Genomic DNA, 18,754 nt, shown 5'->3' with positions numbered 1-18,754 from the left:
TGTTTTACAAACCAGCGGCTGCAAACACTTGATTAACGATCTCTTGTGCTTCAGCTTCGATTTGTTTCAGATGTTCTTCACCTTTGAAGCTTTCACAGTAAATCTTGTAGATGTCCTCTGTGCCTGATGGACGAGCAGCGAACCAACCGTTAGCCGTCGTTACTTTAAGGCCACCAATCGCAGCACCATTGCCTGGTGCATGCGTTAGACGAGCAGTGATCGCATCACCTGCTAGAGTTTCAGCCGCAACCATTTCTGGTGACAACTTCTTCAATACGTCTTTTTGTGGGCCATTTGCTACAGCTTGAATACGGTTGTACTTCGACTCACCGTGCTTCGCCGCTAGCTCTTCATAGTAATCTTGAGGGTTCTTACCCGTTACCGCAGTGATCTCTGCTGCTAGAAGGCATAGCAAGATGCCATCTTTGTCTGTTGACCAAGGTGTGCCATCTTTACGAAGGAAAGACGCACCAGCACTTTCTTCGCCGCCGAAACCAAACTTACCAGTGTACAGACCGTCTACAAACCATTTGAAACCAACAGGCACTTCACATAGCTCACGACCTAGATCCGCAACAACACGGTCAATCAGCGCACTTGAAACTAGTGTTTTACCAACAGCGACGTCTTTACCCCACGCGTCACGATGACGGTACAAGTAGTCAATACAAACGGCTAAGAAGTGGTTCGGGTTCATCAAACCTTTTGGCGTAACGATACCGTGACGGTCGTAGTCAGGATCGTTACCAAATGCTAAATCGTATTCGTCTTTCAGTGCCAATAGACCCGCCATTGCGTAAGGAGAAGAACAGTCCATACGCACAACGCCGTCTTTATCTAGCGACATGAATTGGAAAGAAGGATCGATCGATTCACTTACTAGCGTTAGGTCTAGGTTGTATGCCTGACCAATTTGACGCCAGTAATCGATACCGCTGCCACCCAATGGATCTACACCAATCTTCAGGTTCGCCTTTTGGATTGCTTCCATATCGATAACGTTCACCAGGTCATCGATGTATGGCTTCACCAAGTCCATCTCTACAAACAGATCCGATGCTTTTGCTTCTGCTAGTGGTAGGCGTTTCACACCTTGTAAACCTTCAGCAATCAGTTCGTTCGCACGATCTTCGATAGCTTGAGTCAACTCAGCTTCTGCAGGACCACCATGTGTCGGATTGTATTTGATACCGCCGTCTTGTGGTGGGTTATGTGATGGAGTAATAACGATACCGTCTGCTTTTTCATCGTGTTTGATGTTGTAAGTCAGAATCGCGTGTGAAATACCCGGTGTTGGCGTGTAACCGTTGTCTTGTTGGACAATCACTTTCACACCATTTGCAATCAGTACTTCAATCACACTTGAGAAAGCAGGCTCAGATAGCGCATGCGTGTCTTTACCCACAAACAACGGGCCAATTGTGCCTTGCTCAGAACGAACTTCTGCTACCGCTTGAGCGATCGCTAAAATGTGGTTTTCGTTAAAAGTGTGCTTGTCTGCAGTACCGCGGTGGCCAGAAGTACCAAATTGAACTTTGTGTTCTGCGTTTGCCGCGTCTGGTTGAAGTAAGAAGTAGTTAGCAACGAGTGCTGGGATATTGTGAAGATCTTCCTGCTGCGCTTTTTGCCCAGCACGAGGGTGCATAGCCATGTTTGACATCCTTTCTTTCAATACAAATAAAATTAAAAAAGCCTCATAATATCCGCTCACTGCGACGCATTATGAGGCTTCTATCAGGTTTCTTAGATTGAACCTGTTACTTTTTCTATTAAGTCAGGTTGGAACCCCATGTGTGCCATCACTTGTTCAACCATCTGTCTTTTACGACTTGTATTGTTATTCGTGATAACCCAAAACGGTGTGCCAGGAATGGCTTTTGGCTTGGTCGTATTACCGTTTGCTAGCAAGGTTTCTTCATTATCTGCAAAGTACACGCGTTTGCGTCCTTTTACATTCGTAGCCTGGGCGAAACCTTCTGGATTCAATTTATGTAAGGTCGATAATACCAACATAAAGCGATCAATCGCTTTTTTTAGACCGGCAAACTCATCAGAAATAAGCAGCGAACGCATTTCTTTCACTACATCAACAGATTCCGTTTTACCCGCATCTTTACTTACTACAATCCCTTGTGGCTTCTCTACTACAGGCGCGGCTTTAGCTTCCTGCAACTGACCATCAAGGTTTAAAAGGCGTCGCAAAATATCCGAGGCGCTTTCACCGATATGCTTAGTTTGACTAGCTATATAACGGTATAGATCCTCATCAACCTCAATTGTTTTCATTCGCTTTTCACATTCTCAATGTTTAAACTCTGGGGGATTATAACGAGATCCACGCGGATACTCCACGTTAAACCCATCACGAATAAGATAAAATGTCAGCATTACTCAACTATAAGCAGGAAGGCCAAGGCCAAACAGTTGTTTTGATTCACGGATTGTTTGGTAGTTTAAGTAATCTGGGTCTACTCGCCCGCGATCTTATTAAAGATCACACGGTGATCAGTATTGATCTGAGAAATCACGGCCTCTCTTTCCACTCCGAAGTCCATAACTATACCGATATGGCAAAAGATGTGGCTCAGCTCCTTCAGCACTTAAACGTTGAGCCATCTATTGTTATTGGTCACTCCATGGGCGGAAAAGTCGCGATGGCTCTTGTGGACATTGCGCCAAATGTAGTCAAGCAGTTAGTCGTTCTCGACATGGCGCCTGTTGCCTACACTACGAACCGTCACGATAATGTTTTTAACGGCTTACATGCTGTTATTAATGAAAAACCAGCAAATCGACAGCAAGCCATGGATATCCTAGCTCAACATATTGAACTCGATGGTGTAAGACAATTTCTCTCTAAATCACTGTACAAAAATGGCGATAAGATGGATTGGCGGTTTAACGTACCGAGCCTTTTTGAGAATTATGACCAAATTATTGGCTGGCAAGAAATCACACCAACAGATATCCCAACTTTGTTTATCAAAGGCGGCGACTCTGACTACTTAATGCCAGAACATCAGCCGGCAGTGAAGCGACAATTTAACCATGCTAAAGCACACATTATCGCTGGCACTGGTCACTGGTTACACGCCGAGAAACCGACAGAAGTAATGAGAGTCATTCGAAAATACATTTCGAGTTAACAAATTCGAAAAGCAACACTAGATTATTGAAATAACCCTTCTTGTAGTGCATTAACTTTACCGTTTAACAGTGGTATAGTGCGCCCAAGATTTTTCGGCATGAAGGGCTAAAATGCTTTACGACTATATGGATATGCTCGAGTCTATTGGACTCGATCTTCTTTTTGCTGCTATCTTTTTTTTCATCGGGATGGCGATAAAAGATGTGCTAAAGCAAGGCAATGTACCTGTTTTTGGTCGTCGTATTGTGTGGTTAGTCCTTTTCCTAGGCTGTGCTGGCTTTATTGCAAAAGGTGTAATTCAGCTAACTTGGGAAGGCTCAGGGTTAGGTTAAACCCTTAGTAGCATCGCCAATAACAAACAATGTAAAGGTATAGACTCTATGGCAAGTGTAGGTATCTTCTTCGGTAGCGACACAGGTAATACTGAAGCCGTTGCAAAGATGATTCAAAAGCAACTAGGTAAACATCTAGTTCACGTTCAAGACATCGCGAAAAGCAGCAAAGAAGACATTGATAACTTCGATCTTCTTCTTCTAGGTATCCCAACTTGGTACTACGGCGAAGCACAATGTGATTGGGATGACTTCTTCCCTGAGCTTGAGCAAATCGACTTCTCTACTAAGCTAGTGGCTATCTTTGGCTGTGGCGACCAAGAAGACTACGCAGAATACTTCTGTGACGCGATGGGCACAGTCCGTGATATCGTTGAATCTAAAGGCGGCACAATTCTTGGCCATACCTCGACAGAAGGCTACGAATTTGAAGCGTCTAAAGCACTTGTTGAAGGTGACGAAAGCCAATTCGTAGGTCTATGTATTGATGAAGACCGCCAACCAGAATTGACTGACGAGCGTGTTGAAAGCTGGGTTAAACAGATCTATGAAGAGATGTGTTTAGCTGAGCTAGAAGGCTAATCAAATTGAATGATGCAAAGACCTCCACTTGGAGGTCTTTTTGTATGTATTGTCACACAGCATCGGTAAGTACTTCCTCTTCGCGATACTGAGGTTTCTTTCTTACATAAAGCTTGCGTTGAACCTCTGAAACCACATTCCCCTGTTTATCTTTTACATGAGTAATAAACTCAGGAAAACACTTTTCTCCATTCCGTGTCATTTGATAAATGTTTTCCAGCATCCCTTCAGTGACCTCAAATTCTGCAAACAAATCACTTTGCCCCGGCTTAATAAAGTTAATGCTTGCCTCTTTATCCCACACATAATATTCCTCTCGTAGAATCCCCATCAGCATCAACGAGTAAATAGGATCAGTTAAAGAGAAAATACTGCCGCCATATTGGGTGCGATTGGCATTTTTATTCCACCAGCGAAGCTTTAAACGTACCTTTACAGTACGGAAGTCTTGAGAAATATGTAAGATTTTAATACCCGCCCCCCAAAAAGGAGGCCAAATATTGAGTGCGAACTTTACAATTCCTGGTTTGTATATCTTCGCTAGTCGCCTATTCATCGCTATCCCTGCCCTCTCCAAGCTTAATGTTACACAATTGTAACTGGTCAGAGCTGTAATATAATGGACCTGTTTCTAATTTACAAAAAGATTCTATTAACCCTTTGAAGTTCGTGGTTTAATGTTCCGAACGCTTATCCTATAATGGTAGGAAGATTGAATTCTGTTAAATCGCTGCAGATGATCCAACGGGAAAGTATATGTCAGATAATAATCAGGCGCTGAAGGATGCGGGTTTAAAAGTAACCCTTCCGAGGCTAAAAATTCTAGAAGTACTTCAGCAGCCAGACTGCCAGCACATCAGTGCTGAAGATTTGTACAAAAAGTTGATTGATCTAGGTGAAGAAATTGGCCTAGCAACTGTTTACCGAGTTCTAAACCAGTTCGACGATGCTGGTATTGTAACTCGTCACCACTTTGAAGGTGGAAAGTCAGTCTTCGAATTATCGACTCAACATCACCACGACCACCTAGTGTGCCTAGACTGTGGTGAGGTAATTGAATTTTCTGACGATCTTATTGAAGAACGTCAAAAAGAGATTGCAGCTAAGTACAATGTCACACTAACAAACCACAGCTTATACTTGTACGGCAAGTGTAGCGATGGTGGTTGTAAAGACAATCCAGATGCACACAAACCGAAAAAATAAGGGTTTGTTAATTTAAAAAGTAAACGCCAGCACATGCTGGCGTTTTTTGTTTCTAGAAGTAAGTACCTTAGACGTCAGCACTTTGGTTACAGAACAAAAGCTACTAAACGCCCATCTTTTTCTCCACAGTCTTGCACATCTATATAGCGCTCTGTGGGAGTAGGTATAAAAAATGCCAGCGTTTGCTGGCATTTTTTCATCATTCTCAGCATTAATCGAGATTATTGATTCTCAATTTTTGCCCAGGTATCACGTAGACCGACCGTGCGGTTGAATACTAGATTATCTGCTGAAGAGTCTTTCGAGTCTGCACAGAAGTAACCCATACGTTCAAACTGGTAACCTTTTTCTGCTTCTGCAGAAGCTAGGCTAGGCTCGACAAAGCCATTGATCACAACTAATGATTCAGGGTTGATAGTAGAAGCAAAATCTTCCGCTGCGCCTGGGTTTGGCACCGTAAATAAACGATCGTACAGACGAATTTCCGCTGGAAGAGCTTTATCAGCTGACACCCAATGAATAACGCCTTTCACTTTACGACCATCTGCTGGGTTTTTACCTAGCGTATCTGCATCGTAAGAACAGAAGATCGTTGTGATGTTGCCTTCGGCATCTTTTTCAACGCGCTCAGCTTTGATCACGTAAGCACCACGTAAACGAACTTCTTTACCTAGCACTAAACGCTTGTACTTTTTGTTCGCTTCTTCACGGAAGTCTTCACGCTCAATCCACAATTCACGCGTGAATGGCACTTCACGCACGCCCATTTCAGGTTTATTTGGGTGGTTGGCAACTGTCAAGTTTTCTACTGCGCCTGCTTCAAAGTTTTCGATAACAACTTTAACAGGATCCAGTACAGCCATTGCACGCGGAGCGTTCTCGTTTAGGTCATCACGAATACAAGATTCTAATGAACTAAACTCGATCATATTTTCTTGCTTCGTTACACCAATACGCTTACAAAACTCACGAATAGATGCAGGTGTGAAGCCACGACGACGCAGACCTGAGACAGTCGGCATACGTGGATCATCCCAACCATTAACCAGTTTTTCAGTAACTAGCTGGTTAAGCTTACGCTTAGACATCACTGTGTATTCAAGGTTTAAACGACTGAACTCGTATTGATGTGGACGGCTTTCGATCGTGATGTTGTCTAGAACCCAATCGTACAGACGACGGTTATCCATGAATTCAAGCGTACAAATAGAGTGCGTAATGCCTTCTAATGCATCAGAAATACAGTGCGTAAAGTCGTACATTGGGTAAATGCACCACTTATCACCAGTTTGGTGGTGCGTAGCAAAACGCACACGGTATAAAACTGGATCGCGCATGACCATGAATGAAGAACCCATGTCGATTTTAGCACGAAGACACGCTTTACCTTCTTCAAATTCACCAGCGCGCATTTTTTCAAACAACGCCAAGTTCTCTTCAACAGAACGGTCACGGTATGGACTTGGTTTACCTGGCGCCTTTAGTGTGCCGCGGTATTCACGAATTTGCTCTGGACTTAGCTCATCTACATACGCTAAGCCTTTGTTAATCAATTCAATTGCATATTCGTAAAGCTTATCGAAGTAGTTTGATGAGTAACATACTTCACCACTCCACTCAAAGCCCAACCAGTTTACATCTTTCTTGATAGACTCAACGTATTCGATGTCTTCTTTTTCAGGGTTTGTATCGTCGAAACGCAGATTACATTGACCCTGGTAGTCCTGAGCAATACCGAAGTTCAAACAGATAGACTTAGCATGACCGATATGCAGGTAGCCATTTGGCTCCGGCGGGAATCGAGTATGCACGCTAGTGTGTTTACCATCCGCTAGATCTTTATCAATGATCTGGCGAATAAAGTTTGATGGACGAGCATCAGCTTCACTCATCTATAGCACCTCAAAAATATTAGTATTGTCAGAGAAAACGGAACCCTGTATCCAAGTATGGTTTCACAGAGTATATTGTTCCTAATGATCCACAATTCTAAGCAATTAGACAACAAGAACTCGCTCTAAAACGACAATATTTATCGAGTTGGCGTGAAAGCAAAGCAGATTCAAAGGGCCTAAACGAAAAAAGGCCTCCTGCGGAGGCCTTTTGCGATGTTGTAGTATCAATTGTTTGCAATACCAATAACAAACAATCGCACCACTATTAAACAGTTAAGCTGGTAACTGAACACCACTTAAGTCTTCATCTTTAGATACATTCTTCATCTCACCAGCAACAATCTCTGCTAGTGGACCAAGGATAACTTGTAGGTTGTTTGTACCTAGCTTCACAACTCCCATAGCTCCAAGATCTTTCAGAGTTTTCTCATTGATAACGCTCATATCTTTCACAGAAAGGCGCAAACGAGTAATACAGGCATCGATAGAACTTAGGTTGTCATGACCGCCAAGTGCTTTCAAGTACTGACGAGCAAGCTCTGAAGAATTGCTTGATCCAGCCACGTTAGATGAAGCTTCTTCATCATCTTCACGTCCCGGTGTTTTAAGGCCAAACTTAACAATCACGGTACGGAACACGAAGTAGTAAACCGCAAAGAAACCAAGACCTTGTACAATGAGCATGTACCAGTTTACCGCTAGCGGGTTACGAGTCGACAATACTAAGTCGACTAAACCAGCAGAGAAACCGAAACCTGCAATCCACTGCATTGATGCCGCGATATAAACTGATAGACCAGTCAGCGCTGCGTGAAGAACGTACAGTCCTGGAGCAAGGAACATGAATGCAAATTCAAGTGGTTCTGTTACACCTGTAAAGAATGAAGCAAACGCAGCTGCAATCATGATAGATGCCACTTTCTCTTTATTCTTTGATTTCGCAGTATGGTACATCGCTAGAGCAGCGCCTGGTAAACCAAACATCATGATTGGGAAGAAGCCCGCTTGGTACATCCCCGTAACACCTACCGTTGCCGTGCCTTCAGCTAATGATTTCGCACCGCCAAGGAAGTTTGGAATGTCATTAATACCAGCAACATCAAACCAGAACACTGAGTTTAGTGCATGGTGCAGACCAACAGGAATTAGAAGACGGTTGAAGAATGCGTAAACACCTGCACCTGCTTCACCCATACCTTGAATGCTTTCACCAAAACTGACCAGACCGCCGTAAACTGATGGCCAAACGTACATCAGGATGAACGCAATAACGATACCAGCAAAAGACGTTAGGATCGGTACAAGACGCTTGCCAGAGAAAAACGCCAGTGCTTTGTGCAGCTCTACGTGAGAAAAACGGTTGTACAACTCAGCAGAAACAATACCAACCAAGATACCGACGAACTGGTTATTGATTTTACCAAATGCAGCAGGTACTTCACTTGGGTCAATGCCTTGAATTTGTGATACTGCACCAGGGGCCAAAAGCGTTGTGACAACTAAGAAGCCCACGAAGCCTGAAAGTGCAGCGGCGCCATCTTTGTCTTTAGACATTCCGTAAGCAACACCAACAGCGAACAATACTGACATGTTGTCAATGATCGCTGCACCAGCTTTAATAAGAAATGCAGCAAGTGCACTGTTTGCGCCCCAGCCATTTGGGTCGATCCAGTAGCCAATACCCATGAGTATTGCTGCTGCAGGAAGTGTGGCAACCGGCACCATAAGCGCCTTACCCACCTTCTGGAAGTATCCGAGAATGTTCACCTTAAGTTCCCCCTATAGGATTAGATGTTATGTTGAATGACTTATTTCAGCCGTCCAATTTAGTCATCCTAAGTTTATGATATTAATTTTGCTCCGCAAATTAAAAGCTCACCGTTTGTGATCATAATCACCACAATTTGCCCTTTCGGAAGGTTTTTGCTAGCGAGATCATAAAACTTATTTTATTATACGAAAAAATGGCGTTTTAAAGATAATATTCTCGCACTTTATGCAAGGCAGAATCAGTGTTATTTTGGTATCTAGGCGGGTAAATCACTGTAACTTTGCTCTGAAAAAGAATCATAAAAAACCATACAATTATTACTTTTCAGTTAGTTACTATGACAATAACATCGATAAAACGCGACTTGCTGTATGTGACTCGTTATCTAATTCAGTGATACAAACTAAGTACCCATATGACTGAAGCAGTCTCTACTTAGATAACGATATAGAAATTGAATTCTCATCTATAAGGACTAGCTGACTATGTACGCGCTAAGTAACTGTAAAATTTATACCGGTAGTGATGTTCTTACCGATCATGCGGTCATCATCGAAAACGATCTTATTCAATCTATTGTGCCGGTTTCTGAGCTACCTCAAAGCATCGAAGTAAAAGACCTTGCAGGCGCTAATCTAAGTCCAGGCTTTATCGATCTGCAGTTGAACGGTTGTGGCGGTGTAATGCTAAACGATGCAATTACCCCTAAAACCATGCAAATCATGCACCAGGCAAACCTCAAATCTGGCTGTACTAGCTTCCTGCCAACACTCATTACGTCATCTGATGAAGATATGCGAACTGCAATTGCCGCAGCTCGTGAGTACCACAACAAGTATCAAAATCAATCGCTTGGTTTACACCTCGAAGGTCCTTACCTTAACGTCGCGAAAAAAGGCATCCATAACGTCGATTTTATTCGCCCATCAGACGAAAGCATGATCGACCTTATCTGCGCAAACGCCGATATCGTAGCGAAAGTAACACTAGCACCTGAGCATAACGACCCAGAGCATATTGCGCGATTAAATGCTGCTGGCATCGTGGTTTCAATTGGCCATACAAATGCAACCTACGCCGAAGCACGTAAAAGCTTTGAAGCAGGCATTACTTTTGCTACACACCTCTTTAATGCAATGACACCAATGGTTGGTCGTGAACCAGGAGTTGTTGGTGCAATTTACGATACTCCTGACGTATACGCTGGCATTATTGCTGATGGTTTTCACGTCGACTACGCAAACATCCGAATTGCTCATAAAATCAAAGGTGACAAGCTTGTTTTGGTGACGGATGCCACAGCTCCAGCAGGTGCTAACATTGATCACTTTATTTTTGTCGGTAAGAAAGTATATTACCGAGATGGTAAGTGTGTTGATGAAAATGGCACGCTAGGCGGCTCAGCTTTGACAATGATTGAAGCAGTTCAGAATTCAGTTGAGCACGCGGGGATCGCTTTAGACGAAGCTCTACGAATGGCCACGTTATACCCAGCAACAGCAATTGGTGTTGAGGATCGCCTTGGCCGAGTTCGAAAAGGGATGGTTGCAAACCTGACTATTTTCGATCGTGACTTTAAAGTAAAAGCGACGGTTGTTAACGGACAATACGAGCAAAATTAAGCATGAATGGCGGACAGATTGGTAATGTAGATTTAGTAAAACAGCTTAACAGCGCTGCGGTATATAGGCTGATTGATCAGCAAGGTCCTATCTCCCGTATTCAAGTCGCGGACGTGAGTCAGCTCGCGCCTGCTAGTGTTACCAAAATAACCCGCCAACTTTTAGAGCGCGGCCTTATTAAGGAGGTCGCCCAACAAGCTTCAACTGGTGGTCGTCGTGCGATCTCTTTGACTACTGAAGTCAAACCTTTTCATTCGATTGCCGTTCGCTTAGGTCGAGATTACGTACAGTTCAGTTTATACGATTTAGGTGGCACCGCGCTGGCAGAAGATCAGCATGAATTGCACTACACTAACCAAGCAGACTTAATCGCAGGGCTTATCGATTTATTAAAAGATTTCGTAAGCCGTTGCGAAGACAAAATTGATCAACTCATCGCTATCGGCATCACTTTACCGGGCCTTGTTAACCCAACAACTGGCGTGGTCGAATACATGCCTAATACCGATATCGATAATCTTGCTCTCGGTGAAATTGTTGGAGAGAAGTTTAATACAGCATGCTTTGTTGGCAACGACGTACGTGGCATGGCGTTGGCTGAGCACTACTTTGGAGCAAGCCAAGACTGCCAGGATTCTATTTTGGTTAGCGTCCACCGCGGTACTGGCGCAGGTATTATCGTTAACGGCCAGGTTTTTCTTGGTTTTAACCGCAACGTCGGTGAAATTGGTCATATCCAAATTGACCCGCTTGGTGAGCAATGCCAATGTGGAAACTTTGGCTGTTTAGAAACCGTAGCTGCAAACCCAGCGATTATTCAACGAGTGAAGCAACTGATTACTCAAGGATACGAATCAAGCTTAACCGACCTTGAAAACATCACAATTGAAGCGGTATGTCAGCACGCAATGAATGGTGATGAACTTGCGAAACAGAGTTTAGTGCGAGTGGGCAACCAGCTAGGTAAAGCGATTGCGATTACGGTTAACTTATTTAATCCACAGAAAATTGTAATTGCTGGCGATATTACTGCAGCACAAGATATTGTTTTCCCTGCAATTCAACGCAATGTAGAGAATCAATCTCTTAAAACTTTCCATAACGACCTCCCTATCGTGGCTTCTCACATTGATAAGCAGCCAACGATGGGCGCATTTGCGATGATTAAACGCGCTATGCTGAACGGAGTTTTGTTACAAAAGTTACTGGAAGACTAAGTTTATACAACCAATTGAGTTACAATCTCGGGCTGTGTTTTCACAGCCCGTTTTTGTATATCAGGAATACAGCTTAACAGTATGGAAATTATTCTAATTACAGCCGCTTTTTTAGCTGGTTTTATTGCGCTTAAATGCAGCCTCCCTCCCCTCGTTGGTTTTCTACTAGCTGGATTTGGCTTGCATGCATTTGGTTACCAAAGCAATGACGTTATCGTCACTCTCGCAGATCTTGGTGTTACTCTTCTTCTGTTTACTATTGGACTCAAACTCGATGTAAAAACCCTGCTGTCCAAAGAAATATGGGGAGGGGCAACCGCCCACAACATACTCTCTACCGCTTTTTTTGCCCTAGCGTTATCCGGCTTAAAACTACTGGGCTTGACTTCGCTAGCCAGTATGGACGGCAGCCAAATCCTGCTTTTAGCTTTTGCACTATCGTTCTCTAGTACCGTTTTTGCCGTAAAAGCATTGCAAGAAAAAGGCGAAATGAACGCGACCTACGGCACACTCGCGATCGGTATCTTGGTTATGCAAGATATTTTTGCCGTAGTATTCCTGACTGCTTCAACCGGAAAAGTCCCAGAATGGTATGCCATCGGTTTGTTCGCACTGCCTTTCCTTCGTCCTCTATTCTATAAGCTGCTCGATAAAGTTGGCCACGGCGAAATGCTAGTGCTATTCGGTATTTTCTTCGCGCTTGTTATCGGTGCTGGGCTATTCGAGTTGGTCGGGATGAAACCAGACTTGGGCGCGCTAATTTTAGGCATGCTACTCGCAGGTCACCCAAAAGCCTCAGAACTATCCAAGTCATTATTCAATATGAAGGAGCTCTTTTTAGTCTGCTTCTTTTTAAACATTGGTTTATCCGCCTCATTGAGCGTGAATGGCGTCGTTCTCGCCCTGCTATTTATCTTACTGCTACCAATCAAAGGACTCTTGTACTTCGTTACTATTAATCATTTTAAGTTTCGAGTACGTACCTCTTTGCTCGCCTCTTTATCACTATTTAACTACAGTGAGTTTGGTCTTATTGTTGCAGGGTTGGCCTATAAAATGGGCTGGATGCCAAGTGATATGCTTGCTGCGATTGCGGTTGCGGTGTCGGTATCCTTTGTAATTTCCGCGCCACTTAACCGCCTTAGCCATAAAATTTATCAACATTCAGGTAAGTGGCTGCAAGAGACAGCGGTAGAAAAGCTCAATCAACGCGACCAACTCATCAACCCAGGTCATGCCCAAGTATTGATCTTAGGTATGGGGCGTATTGGGACGGGCGCTTATGATGAGCTACGCTCACGCTATGGCAAAATTTCATTGGGTATAGAAATTCGTGAAGACGCTGCACATCATCATCGTTCAGAAGGAAGAAATGTTATTTCTGGTGATGCCACCGACCCGGATTTCTGGGAGCGAATTTTAGATACAGGTCATGTAAAACTGGTTCTGCTTGCAATGCCACATCATCAAGGTAACCAAACAGCACTTGAGCAGCTTAAACGCAGAAAATATAAGGGGCAAATTGCCGCTATCGCCGAATACCCAGATCAATTGGAAGGCTTACTTGAAAATGGCGTTGACGCAGCATTCAATATTTATAGTGAAGCTGGTAGCGGTTTTGCTCGACACGTCTGTAAACAACTTCAACCTAAATTCACACCAATTAAATAAGCAACAGCACTGATATTTTTCGGAAGGCTTTCTATTGATAGAAAGCCTTTTTTGTATAGTTTTTATACCAAACCTTGATCTCATTCACCAAAACAACGGTTGAGTTAAATGTTTTCCATACAACAAGGCCTTTTATTATTTTTTTAATCACAAAACGTTGCTTTTTTTATTAGTAATGGCAAATTTAAACCATACCGATTAGAAATTGTTTAGTTTAGTAAGGATGTAGTATGTGTTCAGTATTTGGCATTTTAGACATTAAAAGCGATGCAGCCGCATTGCGCCCTATCGCATTAGAGATGTCGAAAAAACTTCGTCACCGTGGCCCAGACTGGTCTGGGATTTACTCTTCAGAGCGTGCTATTTTAGCGCACGAGCGCTTGGCGATTGTTGGTCTAAATAGTGGTGCACAGCCGCTATACAGCCCTGATAAGAAGCTCATCCTTGCCGTCAATGGTGAAATCTACAACCATAAAGAAATTCGTGCTCGTTACGAAGGAAAGTACGAATTTCAAACCGATTCAGACTGTGAAGTCATTCTTGCACTTTACCAAGATATGGGTGCAGATCTCCTTGAAGAACTAAACGGTATTTTCGCTTTTGTGCTCTACGACGAAGAAAAAGATGAGTATTTAGTCGGCCGTGACCATATTGGTATTATCCCTCTTTATCAAGGTCACGATGAGCATGGTAACTACTATGTGGCATCAGAGATGAAGGCTCTTGTTCCAGTATGTAAAACAGTAAGTGAATTCCCTCCTGGTAGCTACTACAGCTCTAAAGATACTGAGCCAACACGTTACTATGTTCGTGACTGGAACGAGTACGCAGCAGTACAAGGTAACAGCACTAGCAAAGAAGAATTGACTGAAGCGCTAGAAGCGGCTGTTAAACGCCAACTAATGACTGACGTGCCTTACGGTGTACTTCTTTCAGGCGGTCTAGATTCTTCTATTACATCTGCGGTAGCAAAACGCTTTGCAGCGATGCGTATTGAAGATGATGAAAAGTCTGAAGCTTGGTGGCCTCAACTGCACTCTTTTGCTGTTGGCCTAGAAGGCGCGCCTGACCTGAAAGCAGCTCGCGAAGTTGCCGACCAAATTGGTACCGTTCACCACGAAATGACGTACACGATTCAAGAAGGTTTGGACGCGATTCGTGACGTGATTTACCACATTGAAACGTATGACGTGACGACTATCCGCGCATCAACACCTATGTTCTTAATGGGTCGTAAGATCAAAGCGATGGGTATCAAGATGGTATTGTCTGGTGAGGGCGCTGACGAAATCTTTGGTGGCTACCTTTACTTCCACAAAGCGCCAAACGCGAAAGAGTTCCACGAGGAGACAGTGCGTAAACTGCTTGCTCTGAACATGTTCGACTGTGCTCGTGCTAACAAGTCGCTGGCAGCATGGGGAGTTGAAGGACGCGTACCTTTCCTAGATAAAGAGTTCATTGATGTAGCAATGCGCTTGAACCCAGCAGACAAGATGTGTGGCAACGGTAAAATGGAGAAACACATCCTTCGTGAGTGCTTCGAGCACTACCTGCCAGAATCGATCGCATGGCGTCAAAAAGAGCAGTTCTCTGATGGCGTTGGCTACAGCTGGATCGATACGCTGAAAGAAGTAGCAGAACAGAAAGTGACAGACCAGCAGATGGAAACAGCTCAATATCGATTCCCATACAACACGCCAACGACAAAAGAAGGCTACGTGTACCGTGAAATCTTTGAAGAGTTATTCCCACTTCCATCAGCAGCAGAGTGTGTACCAGGAGGCCCTTCAGTAGCGTGTTCTTCAGCGAAGGCGATTGAATGGGATGAATCGTTCCAAAACTGTGTTGACCCATCAGGTCGTGCAGTACAGACCGTTCACAACGACTCATACTAATTCTCTACGATAAAGATAAGGGTCGGTTCGTCCAACCCTTTTAAAACAGACAAAAAATTAGATACGATCAAAAAGAGGTGCTTTTGCACCTCTTTTTATGTTTGATGGAATTAGGCTATTTTAAATCTAAATCACTATTGTCTATGCTGACAGGCACACGCTTGGTGATCATCTGAACTAGCATAATTGAGCGTTTCTCACCATCTTGTTCTTGGAATATGGCATCTATGCCCGCAAATTGACCGCTTTTAACTCTAATTTGATCGCCTGGTTTTGGCATGCATTCAGAAACGGTATTGTCATTACAACACTTTTCTAGCTTCATCAATTCGAAGACCAAATCACCTTGAACTTCTTTCGGTTGAGCACCAAAACGCACAAAGTCAACAACACCTCGAGTAGAGCGGACTGAGGTGAAGTTTGGCCCTTGCTCATAATCAAAGTAAGCGAATACGTAACAAGGAAACAGCGGTTCCTCGACTTTTTGTCTTTTACCGCGCAAAATCTTCTCAACTTCTACAGTTGGATAAAAGCACTCCACACCTTGGTTTTCAAGGTGTTGTTTCGCCCTAACCTGCTCCCCACGTTTACAATAAAGTAGATACCAACGTTTCATCTTTTTACTAGCCAATTCTATTTTGTTTTTATCCTAGCATTAAGCCAAAGTTGAGTCATTGATATTCAGTTTATCTATAAAAGTATGATTATACATCGCTCGCATTAACGACATTTTTTCAGCAACTTACGATAAAGAAGTCCATAGGCAAAAATGGAAATTAAGTTTGTAACACCACCAATACACCATCATATAATCTGCAAATCCAATCAAAAACAGCTACTTAACAAACAAAAATAGTCGAATGGCAAAATTTTATTATTTGTCACTCGTTGAATTGCATTGTATACGTAGAAGTCGTTAAAAAATGTAATAACTATTATTAGAAGAGCTTATGTCAAACCAACATCAATATTTTGGTCATCCACGTGGCCTGTTCTTATTGTTCGGTACAGAACTGTGGGAACGCTTTTCTTACTACGCAATGCGTGCCATTCTCGTGCTTTACCTCACCGATACAACAATGAACGGCGGCCTTGGCTGGTCAACCAAAGACGCATTAGACCTATACGGCATATACACAGGGCTTGTGTATATCACGCCTCTTATCGGTGGTTACCTAGCAGATAACTATTTAGGTCAACGTCGCTCAATTTTGCTTGGTGGCGCGTTAATGGCCATCGGCCAGTTTACTCTTGCACTTCCTGCTGATGCTTTAGGTATTGGTTCGCTACACAGTTTCTATTTAGGTCTTGGCCTACTTATCACTGGTAACGGTCTCTTTAAGCCAAATATCTCAACCATGGTTGGCGACCTTTATCAAGAAGGTGACAACCGTCGTGACGGCGCATTCACTATCTTTTATATGGGTATCAACTTAGGTGCATTACTTGCCGGCGTCGTTTCTGGCTCTGTGACAACCTCTTACGGTTGGAAAGCAGGCTTTGTTGCCGCTGGTGTGGGTATGCTGGTTAGCCTAGTGATGCAAATGGTACTGGCTCAATCATGGCTTGGTGATATTGGTCGCGAACCAGCGGCGAAACGAGATCTAAACAACAAAAACGCCACCACGAAGCAGCCACTCAACAAAGAAGAAGTGAATCGACTAAAAGTAATTCTGGTCATGAGCTTATTCACTATTGTCTTCTGGGCAGGCTTTGAACAAGCTGGTGGTCTGATGAACATCTACACTCAACAATATACTGATCGCATGATTGGTGGTTTCGAAGTTCCTGCTGCGTGGTTCCAATCACTAAACCCATTTTTCATTATTACTCTAGCGCCAGTTCTGGCTGTCCTTTGGGTAAAATTGGGTAAACGTGAACCTACTTCGCCAGTGAAATTTGCGATGGCACTATTTTTCTTGGCGATTGGTTTCCTTTGTATGGTTGGCGCAGTGCTAGAACAAGGTGGAGATACAACAGTAAAAACATCGATGTTATGGTTGGTCGGCGCTTTCTTCTTCCACACATTAGGCGAGCTGTGTTTATCACCAATTGGTCTTTCATTGGTGACTAAATTAGCACCGCTTCGCTTAGCTTCACTTATGATGGGTGCATGGTTTGGCTGTAATGCGATTGCTAACTATGTTGCGGGCTATGTGGGCTCTCACGTAGGCGAGTTAGGCGCTATGGCTATCTTTAGTGGTATTGCGGTCAGCGCAACCGTAAGTGGCGTAATTTTGCTCCTATTCTCTAATACACTCGTTCGCTGGATGCATGGCGCTGAAAATACGCACAGCACGGCAGAGCAAGTAGAAGAGCAGCAAGTACAAGTTGCTTGATCGCTCAACTAAACGTAGAAAGGGTCGCTATTGCGACCCTTTTTTGTATCTAAAGTTTAGATTGAACTAACTCAACCATCATCTCGATATGAAGTTCACTATCGTTCAAACAAGGGATGTAGGTAAAGTTTTCACCACCAGCTTCAAGGAAAATCTCTTTACACTCTTCCGAGATCTCTTCCAACGTCTCTAAACAATCTGACGAAAATGCAGGGGTCACAACATTAATATTTTTCACACCCTTTGCAGGAAGTGCCTCTAGGGTCTTGTCGGTATAAGGTTGAAGCCACTCTTCTCTCCCAAATCGGGACTGATACGTCATGCCAATTTGTTGTTCGCTTAAACCTAACGCTTCCCCAAGCAAGCGAGTCGTCTCTTCACAATGCTGTGGGTAAACATCACCATTGTCAGCATAGCGTTTTGGAATACCATGATAAGAACACAGCAGGTAATCTCCCTGACCATTCTTTTGCCAATGTTCACGAACTGAATGCGCTAACGCTTCAATATATTTCGGGTGATTGTAATAATCATGAATAAAGCTAAAGCTTGGCATCACAGGCAGGTTTTTAAATGCTTTAGTGATTCCGTCAGAAACCGCTGCCGTTGTTGTTCCCGAGTATTGCGGATACAACGGTAAAACAATGACTTCATCAACGCCTTGCGCCAATAGGGCTTCAAAGCCTGATTGTAAACTTGGGTTACCATACGTCATACCAAGCTCTACAGGTATATCAAGCTTTTGTGCTAACTTTTCAGTTTGGCGTTTAGAGTACACCATCAACGGCGAGCCCTCTTCCATCCATACTGATTGATAGAGTTTGGCAACTTTAGGAGCTCGGATAGGAAGGATAACGCCGTGCAATAGTGGACACCAAAGCCATCGAGTCATGTCTACCACTCGGTGATCATGAAGAAACTGACTTAAAAAGCGCTTTACGGCAGGAGCGGTTGGTGCGTCAGGAGTTCCCAGGTTAACTAGGAGTACACCCTGTTTATTATTCTCTTTCATAACATCCTATTCATGGTAAACGGCTTGGTTCATATATTTAAGTAACCTCGAAGTAACGAATAGC

16 protein-coding genes are annotated in these 18,754 nt (G+C 43.5%); 9 read left to right on the top strand and 7 right to left on the bottom strand.

What is annotated here, in order from left to right; genetic code table 11:
• Positions 1-4: 4 nt before the first annotated feature.
• Complete coding sequence (gene pgm / locus R7Q38_RS12105) at positions 5-1,651, bottom strand: phosphoglucomutase (alpha-D-glucose-1,6-bisphosphate-dependent) (protein ID WP_033906916.1); 1,647 nt, start codon at positions 1,649-1,651, stop codon at positions 5-7.
• 92 nt (positions 1,652-1,743) lie between these two features.
• Positions 1,744-2,286, bottom strand: coding sequence for a replication initiation negative regulator SeqA (gene seqA / locus R7Q38_RS12100; RefSeq protein ID WP_005382149.1), 543 nt, complete (start codon positions 2,284-2,286; stop codon positions 1,744-1,746).
• A gap of 92 nt (positions 2,287-2,378) precedes the next feature.
• On the opposite strand from seqA, the gene R7Q38_RS12095 reads away from it, so the two are divergent.
• The 3 genes from R7Q38_RS12095 (at position 2,379) to fldA (ending at position 4,062) form a co-directional block, all read left to right on the top strand.
• The gene (locus R7Q38_RS12095) at positions 2,379-3,146 is read left to right on the top strand and encodes an alpha/beta fold hydrolase (RefSeq protein ID WP_017819953.1); all 768 of its coding nucleotides are present in this window, start codon (positions 2,379-2,381) and stop codon (positions 3,144-3,146) included.
• Between the two features lie 112 nt (positions 3,147-3,258).
• The gene (locus tag R7Q38_RS12090; protein WP_005393038.1) at positions 3,259-3,480 is read left to right on the top strand and encodes a DUF2788 domain-containing protein; all 222 of its coding nucleotides are present in this window, start codon (positions 3,259-3,261) and stop codon (positions 3,478-3,480) included.
• Positions 3,481-3,528: 48 nt separating this feature from the next.
• Positions 3,529-4,062: a flavodoxin FldA gene (fldA, locus tag R7Q38_RS12085; RefSeq protein WP_005382146.1), complete on the top strand. Its 534-nt coding sequence runs from the start codon at positions 3,529-3,531 to the stop codon at positions 4,060-4,062.
• Positions 4,063-4,114: 52 nt separating this feature from the next.
• Here the strand turns inward: fldA and R7Q38_RS12080 are convergent, their stop codons facing one another.
• Positions 4,115-4,618 (bottom strand): DUF4442 domain-containing protein, encoded by a 504-nt coding sequence (locus tag R7Q38_RS12080; RefSeq protein ID WP_005382144.1) that lies wholly within the window; start codon positions 4,616-4,618, stop codon positions 4,115-4,117.
• 200 nt (positions 4,619-4,818) lie between these two features.
• Between R7Q38_RS12080 and fcrX the strand changes: the two genes are divergently transcribed.
• Entirely contained in the window at positions 4,819-5,268 is a 450-nt protein-coding gene (fcrX, locus tag R7Q38_RS12075) for a ferric iron uptake transcriptional regulator FcrX (RefSeq protein WP_005382141.1), read from the top strand.
• A 221-nt stretch (positions 5,269-5,489) separates the two neighbouring features.
• Here the strand turns inward: fcrX and glnS are convergent, their stop codons facing one another.
• On the bottom strand, positions 5,490-7,160 hold the full coding sequence (gene glnS / locus R7Q38_RS12070) for a glutamine--tRNA ligase (RefSeq protein WP_005382124.1): 1,671 nt from the start codon (positions 7,158-7,160) through the stop codon (positions 5,490-5,492).
• A gap of 276 nt (positions 7,161-7,436) precedes the next feature.
• The gene (gene nagE, locus R7Q38_RS12065; protein WP_005384985.1) at positions 7,437-8,930 is read right to left on the bottom strand and encodes an N-acetylglucosamine-specific PTS transporter subunit IIBC; all 1,494 of its coding nucleotides are present in this window, start codon (positions 8,928-8,930) and stop codon (positions 7,437-7,439) included.
• A gap of 489 nt (positions 8,931-9,419) precedes the next feature.
• Here nagE and nagA point away from each other — a divergent pair, with 489 nt between their 5' ends.
• The 4 genes from nagA to asnB all read left to right on the top strand — a co-directional run bounded on the left by nagA (position 9,420) and on the right by asnB (position 15,339).
• Complete coding sequence (gene nagA, locus R7Q38_RS12060; RefSeq protein ID WP_239938475.1) at positions 9,420-10,556, top strand: N-acetylglucosamine-6-phosphate deacetylase; 1,137 nt, start codon at positions 9,420-9,422, stop codon at positions 10,554-10,556.
• A 2-nt stretch (positions 10,557-10,558) separates the two neighbouring features.
• Positions 10,559-11,773, top strand: a complete 1,215-nt coding sequence (gene nagC / locus R7Q38_RS12055; RefSeq protein WP_005382105.1) for a DNA-binding transcriptional regulator NagC — start codon at positions 10,559-10,561, stop codon at positions 11,771-11,773.
• 81 nt (positions 11,774-11,854) lie between these two features.
• The gene (locus R7Q38_RS12050) at positions 11,855-13,444 is read left to right on the top strand and encodes a cation:proton antiporter family protein (RefSeq protein WP_047102890.1); all 1,590 of its coding nucleotides are present in this window, start codon (positions 11,855-11,857) and stop codon (positions 13,442-13,444) included.
• Between the two features lie 230 nt (positions 13,445-13,674).
• On the top strand, positions 13,675-15,339 hold the full coding sequence (asnB, locus tag R7Q38_RS12045) for an asparagine synthase B (RefSeq protein WP_005384979.1): 1,665 nt from the start codon (positions 13,675-13,677) through the stop codon (positions 15,337-15,339).
• Positions 15,340-15,454: 115 nt separating this feature from the next.
• Here asnB and rfaH read toward each other — a convergent pair whose 3' ends face one another.
• Positions 15,455-15,955, bottom strand: coding sequence for a transcription/translation regulatory transformer protein RfaH (gene rfaH, locus R7Q38_RS12040; RefSeq protein WP_213870012.1), 501 nt, complete (start codon positions 15,953-15,955; stop codon positions 15,455-15,457).
• 334 nt (positions 15,956-16,289) lie between these two features.
• On the opposite strand from rfaH, the gene R7Q38_RS12035 reads away from it, so the two are divergent.
• A complete protein-coding gene (locus R7Q38_RS12035) occupies positions 16,290-17,678 on the top strand; it encodes a peptide MFS transporter (RefSeq protein WP_213874636.1) in 1,389 nt (462 codons plus the stop codon).
• Between the two features lie 49 nt (positions 17,679-17,727).
• On the opposite strand, the gene hemH is transcribed toward R7Q38_RS12035, so the two are convergent.
• A complete protein-coding gene (gene hemH / locus R7Q38_RS12030; RefSeq protein WP_318114244.1) occupies positions 17,728-18,690 on the bottom strand; it encodes a ferrochelatase in 963 nt (320 codons plus the stop codon).
• Positions 18,691-18,754: the final 64 nt, after the last annotated feature.

This window comes from Vibrio sp. Vb0598 (assembly GCF_033338935.1).
Taxonomy (GTDB): Bacteria; Pseudomonadota; Gammaproteobacteria; order Enterobacterales; family Vibrionaceae; genus Vibrio; species Vibrio alginolyticus.
The sequence above is the reverse complement of the archived record's forward strand: the minus strand, read 5'-3'. Positions and strand labels throughout refer to the sequence as shown.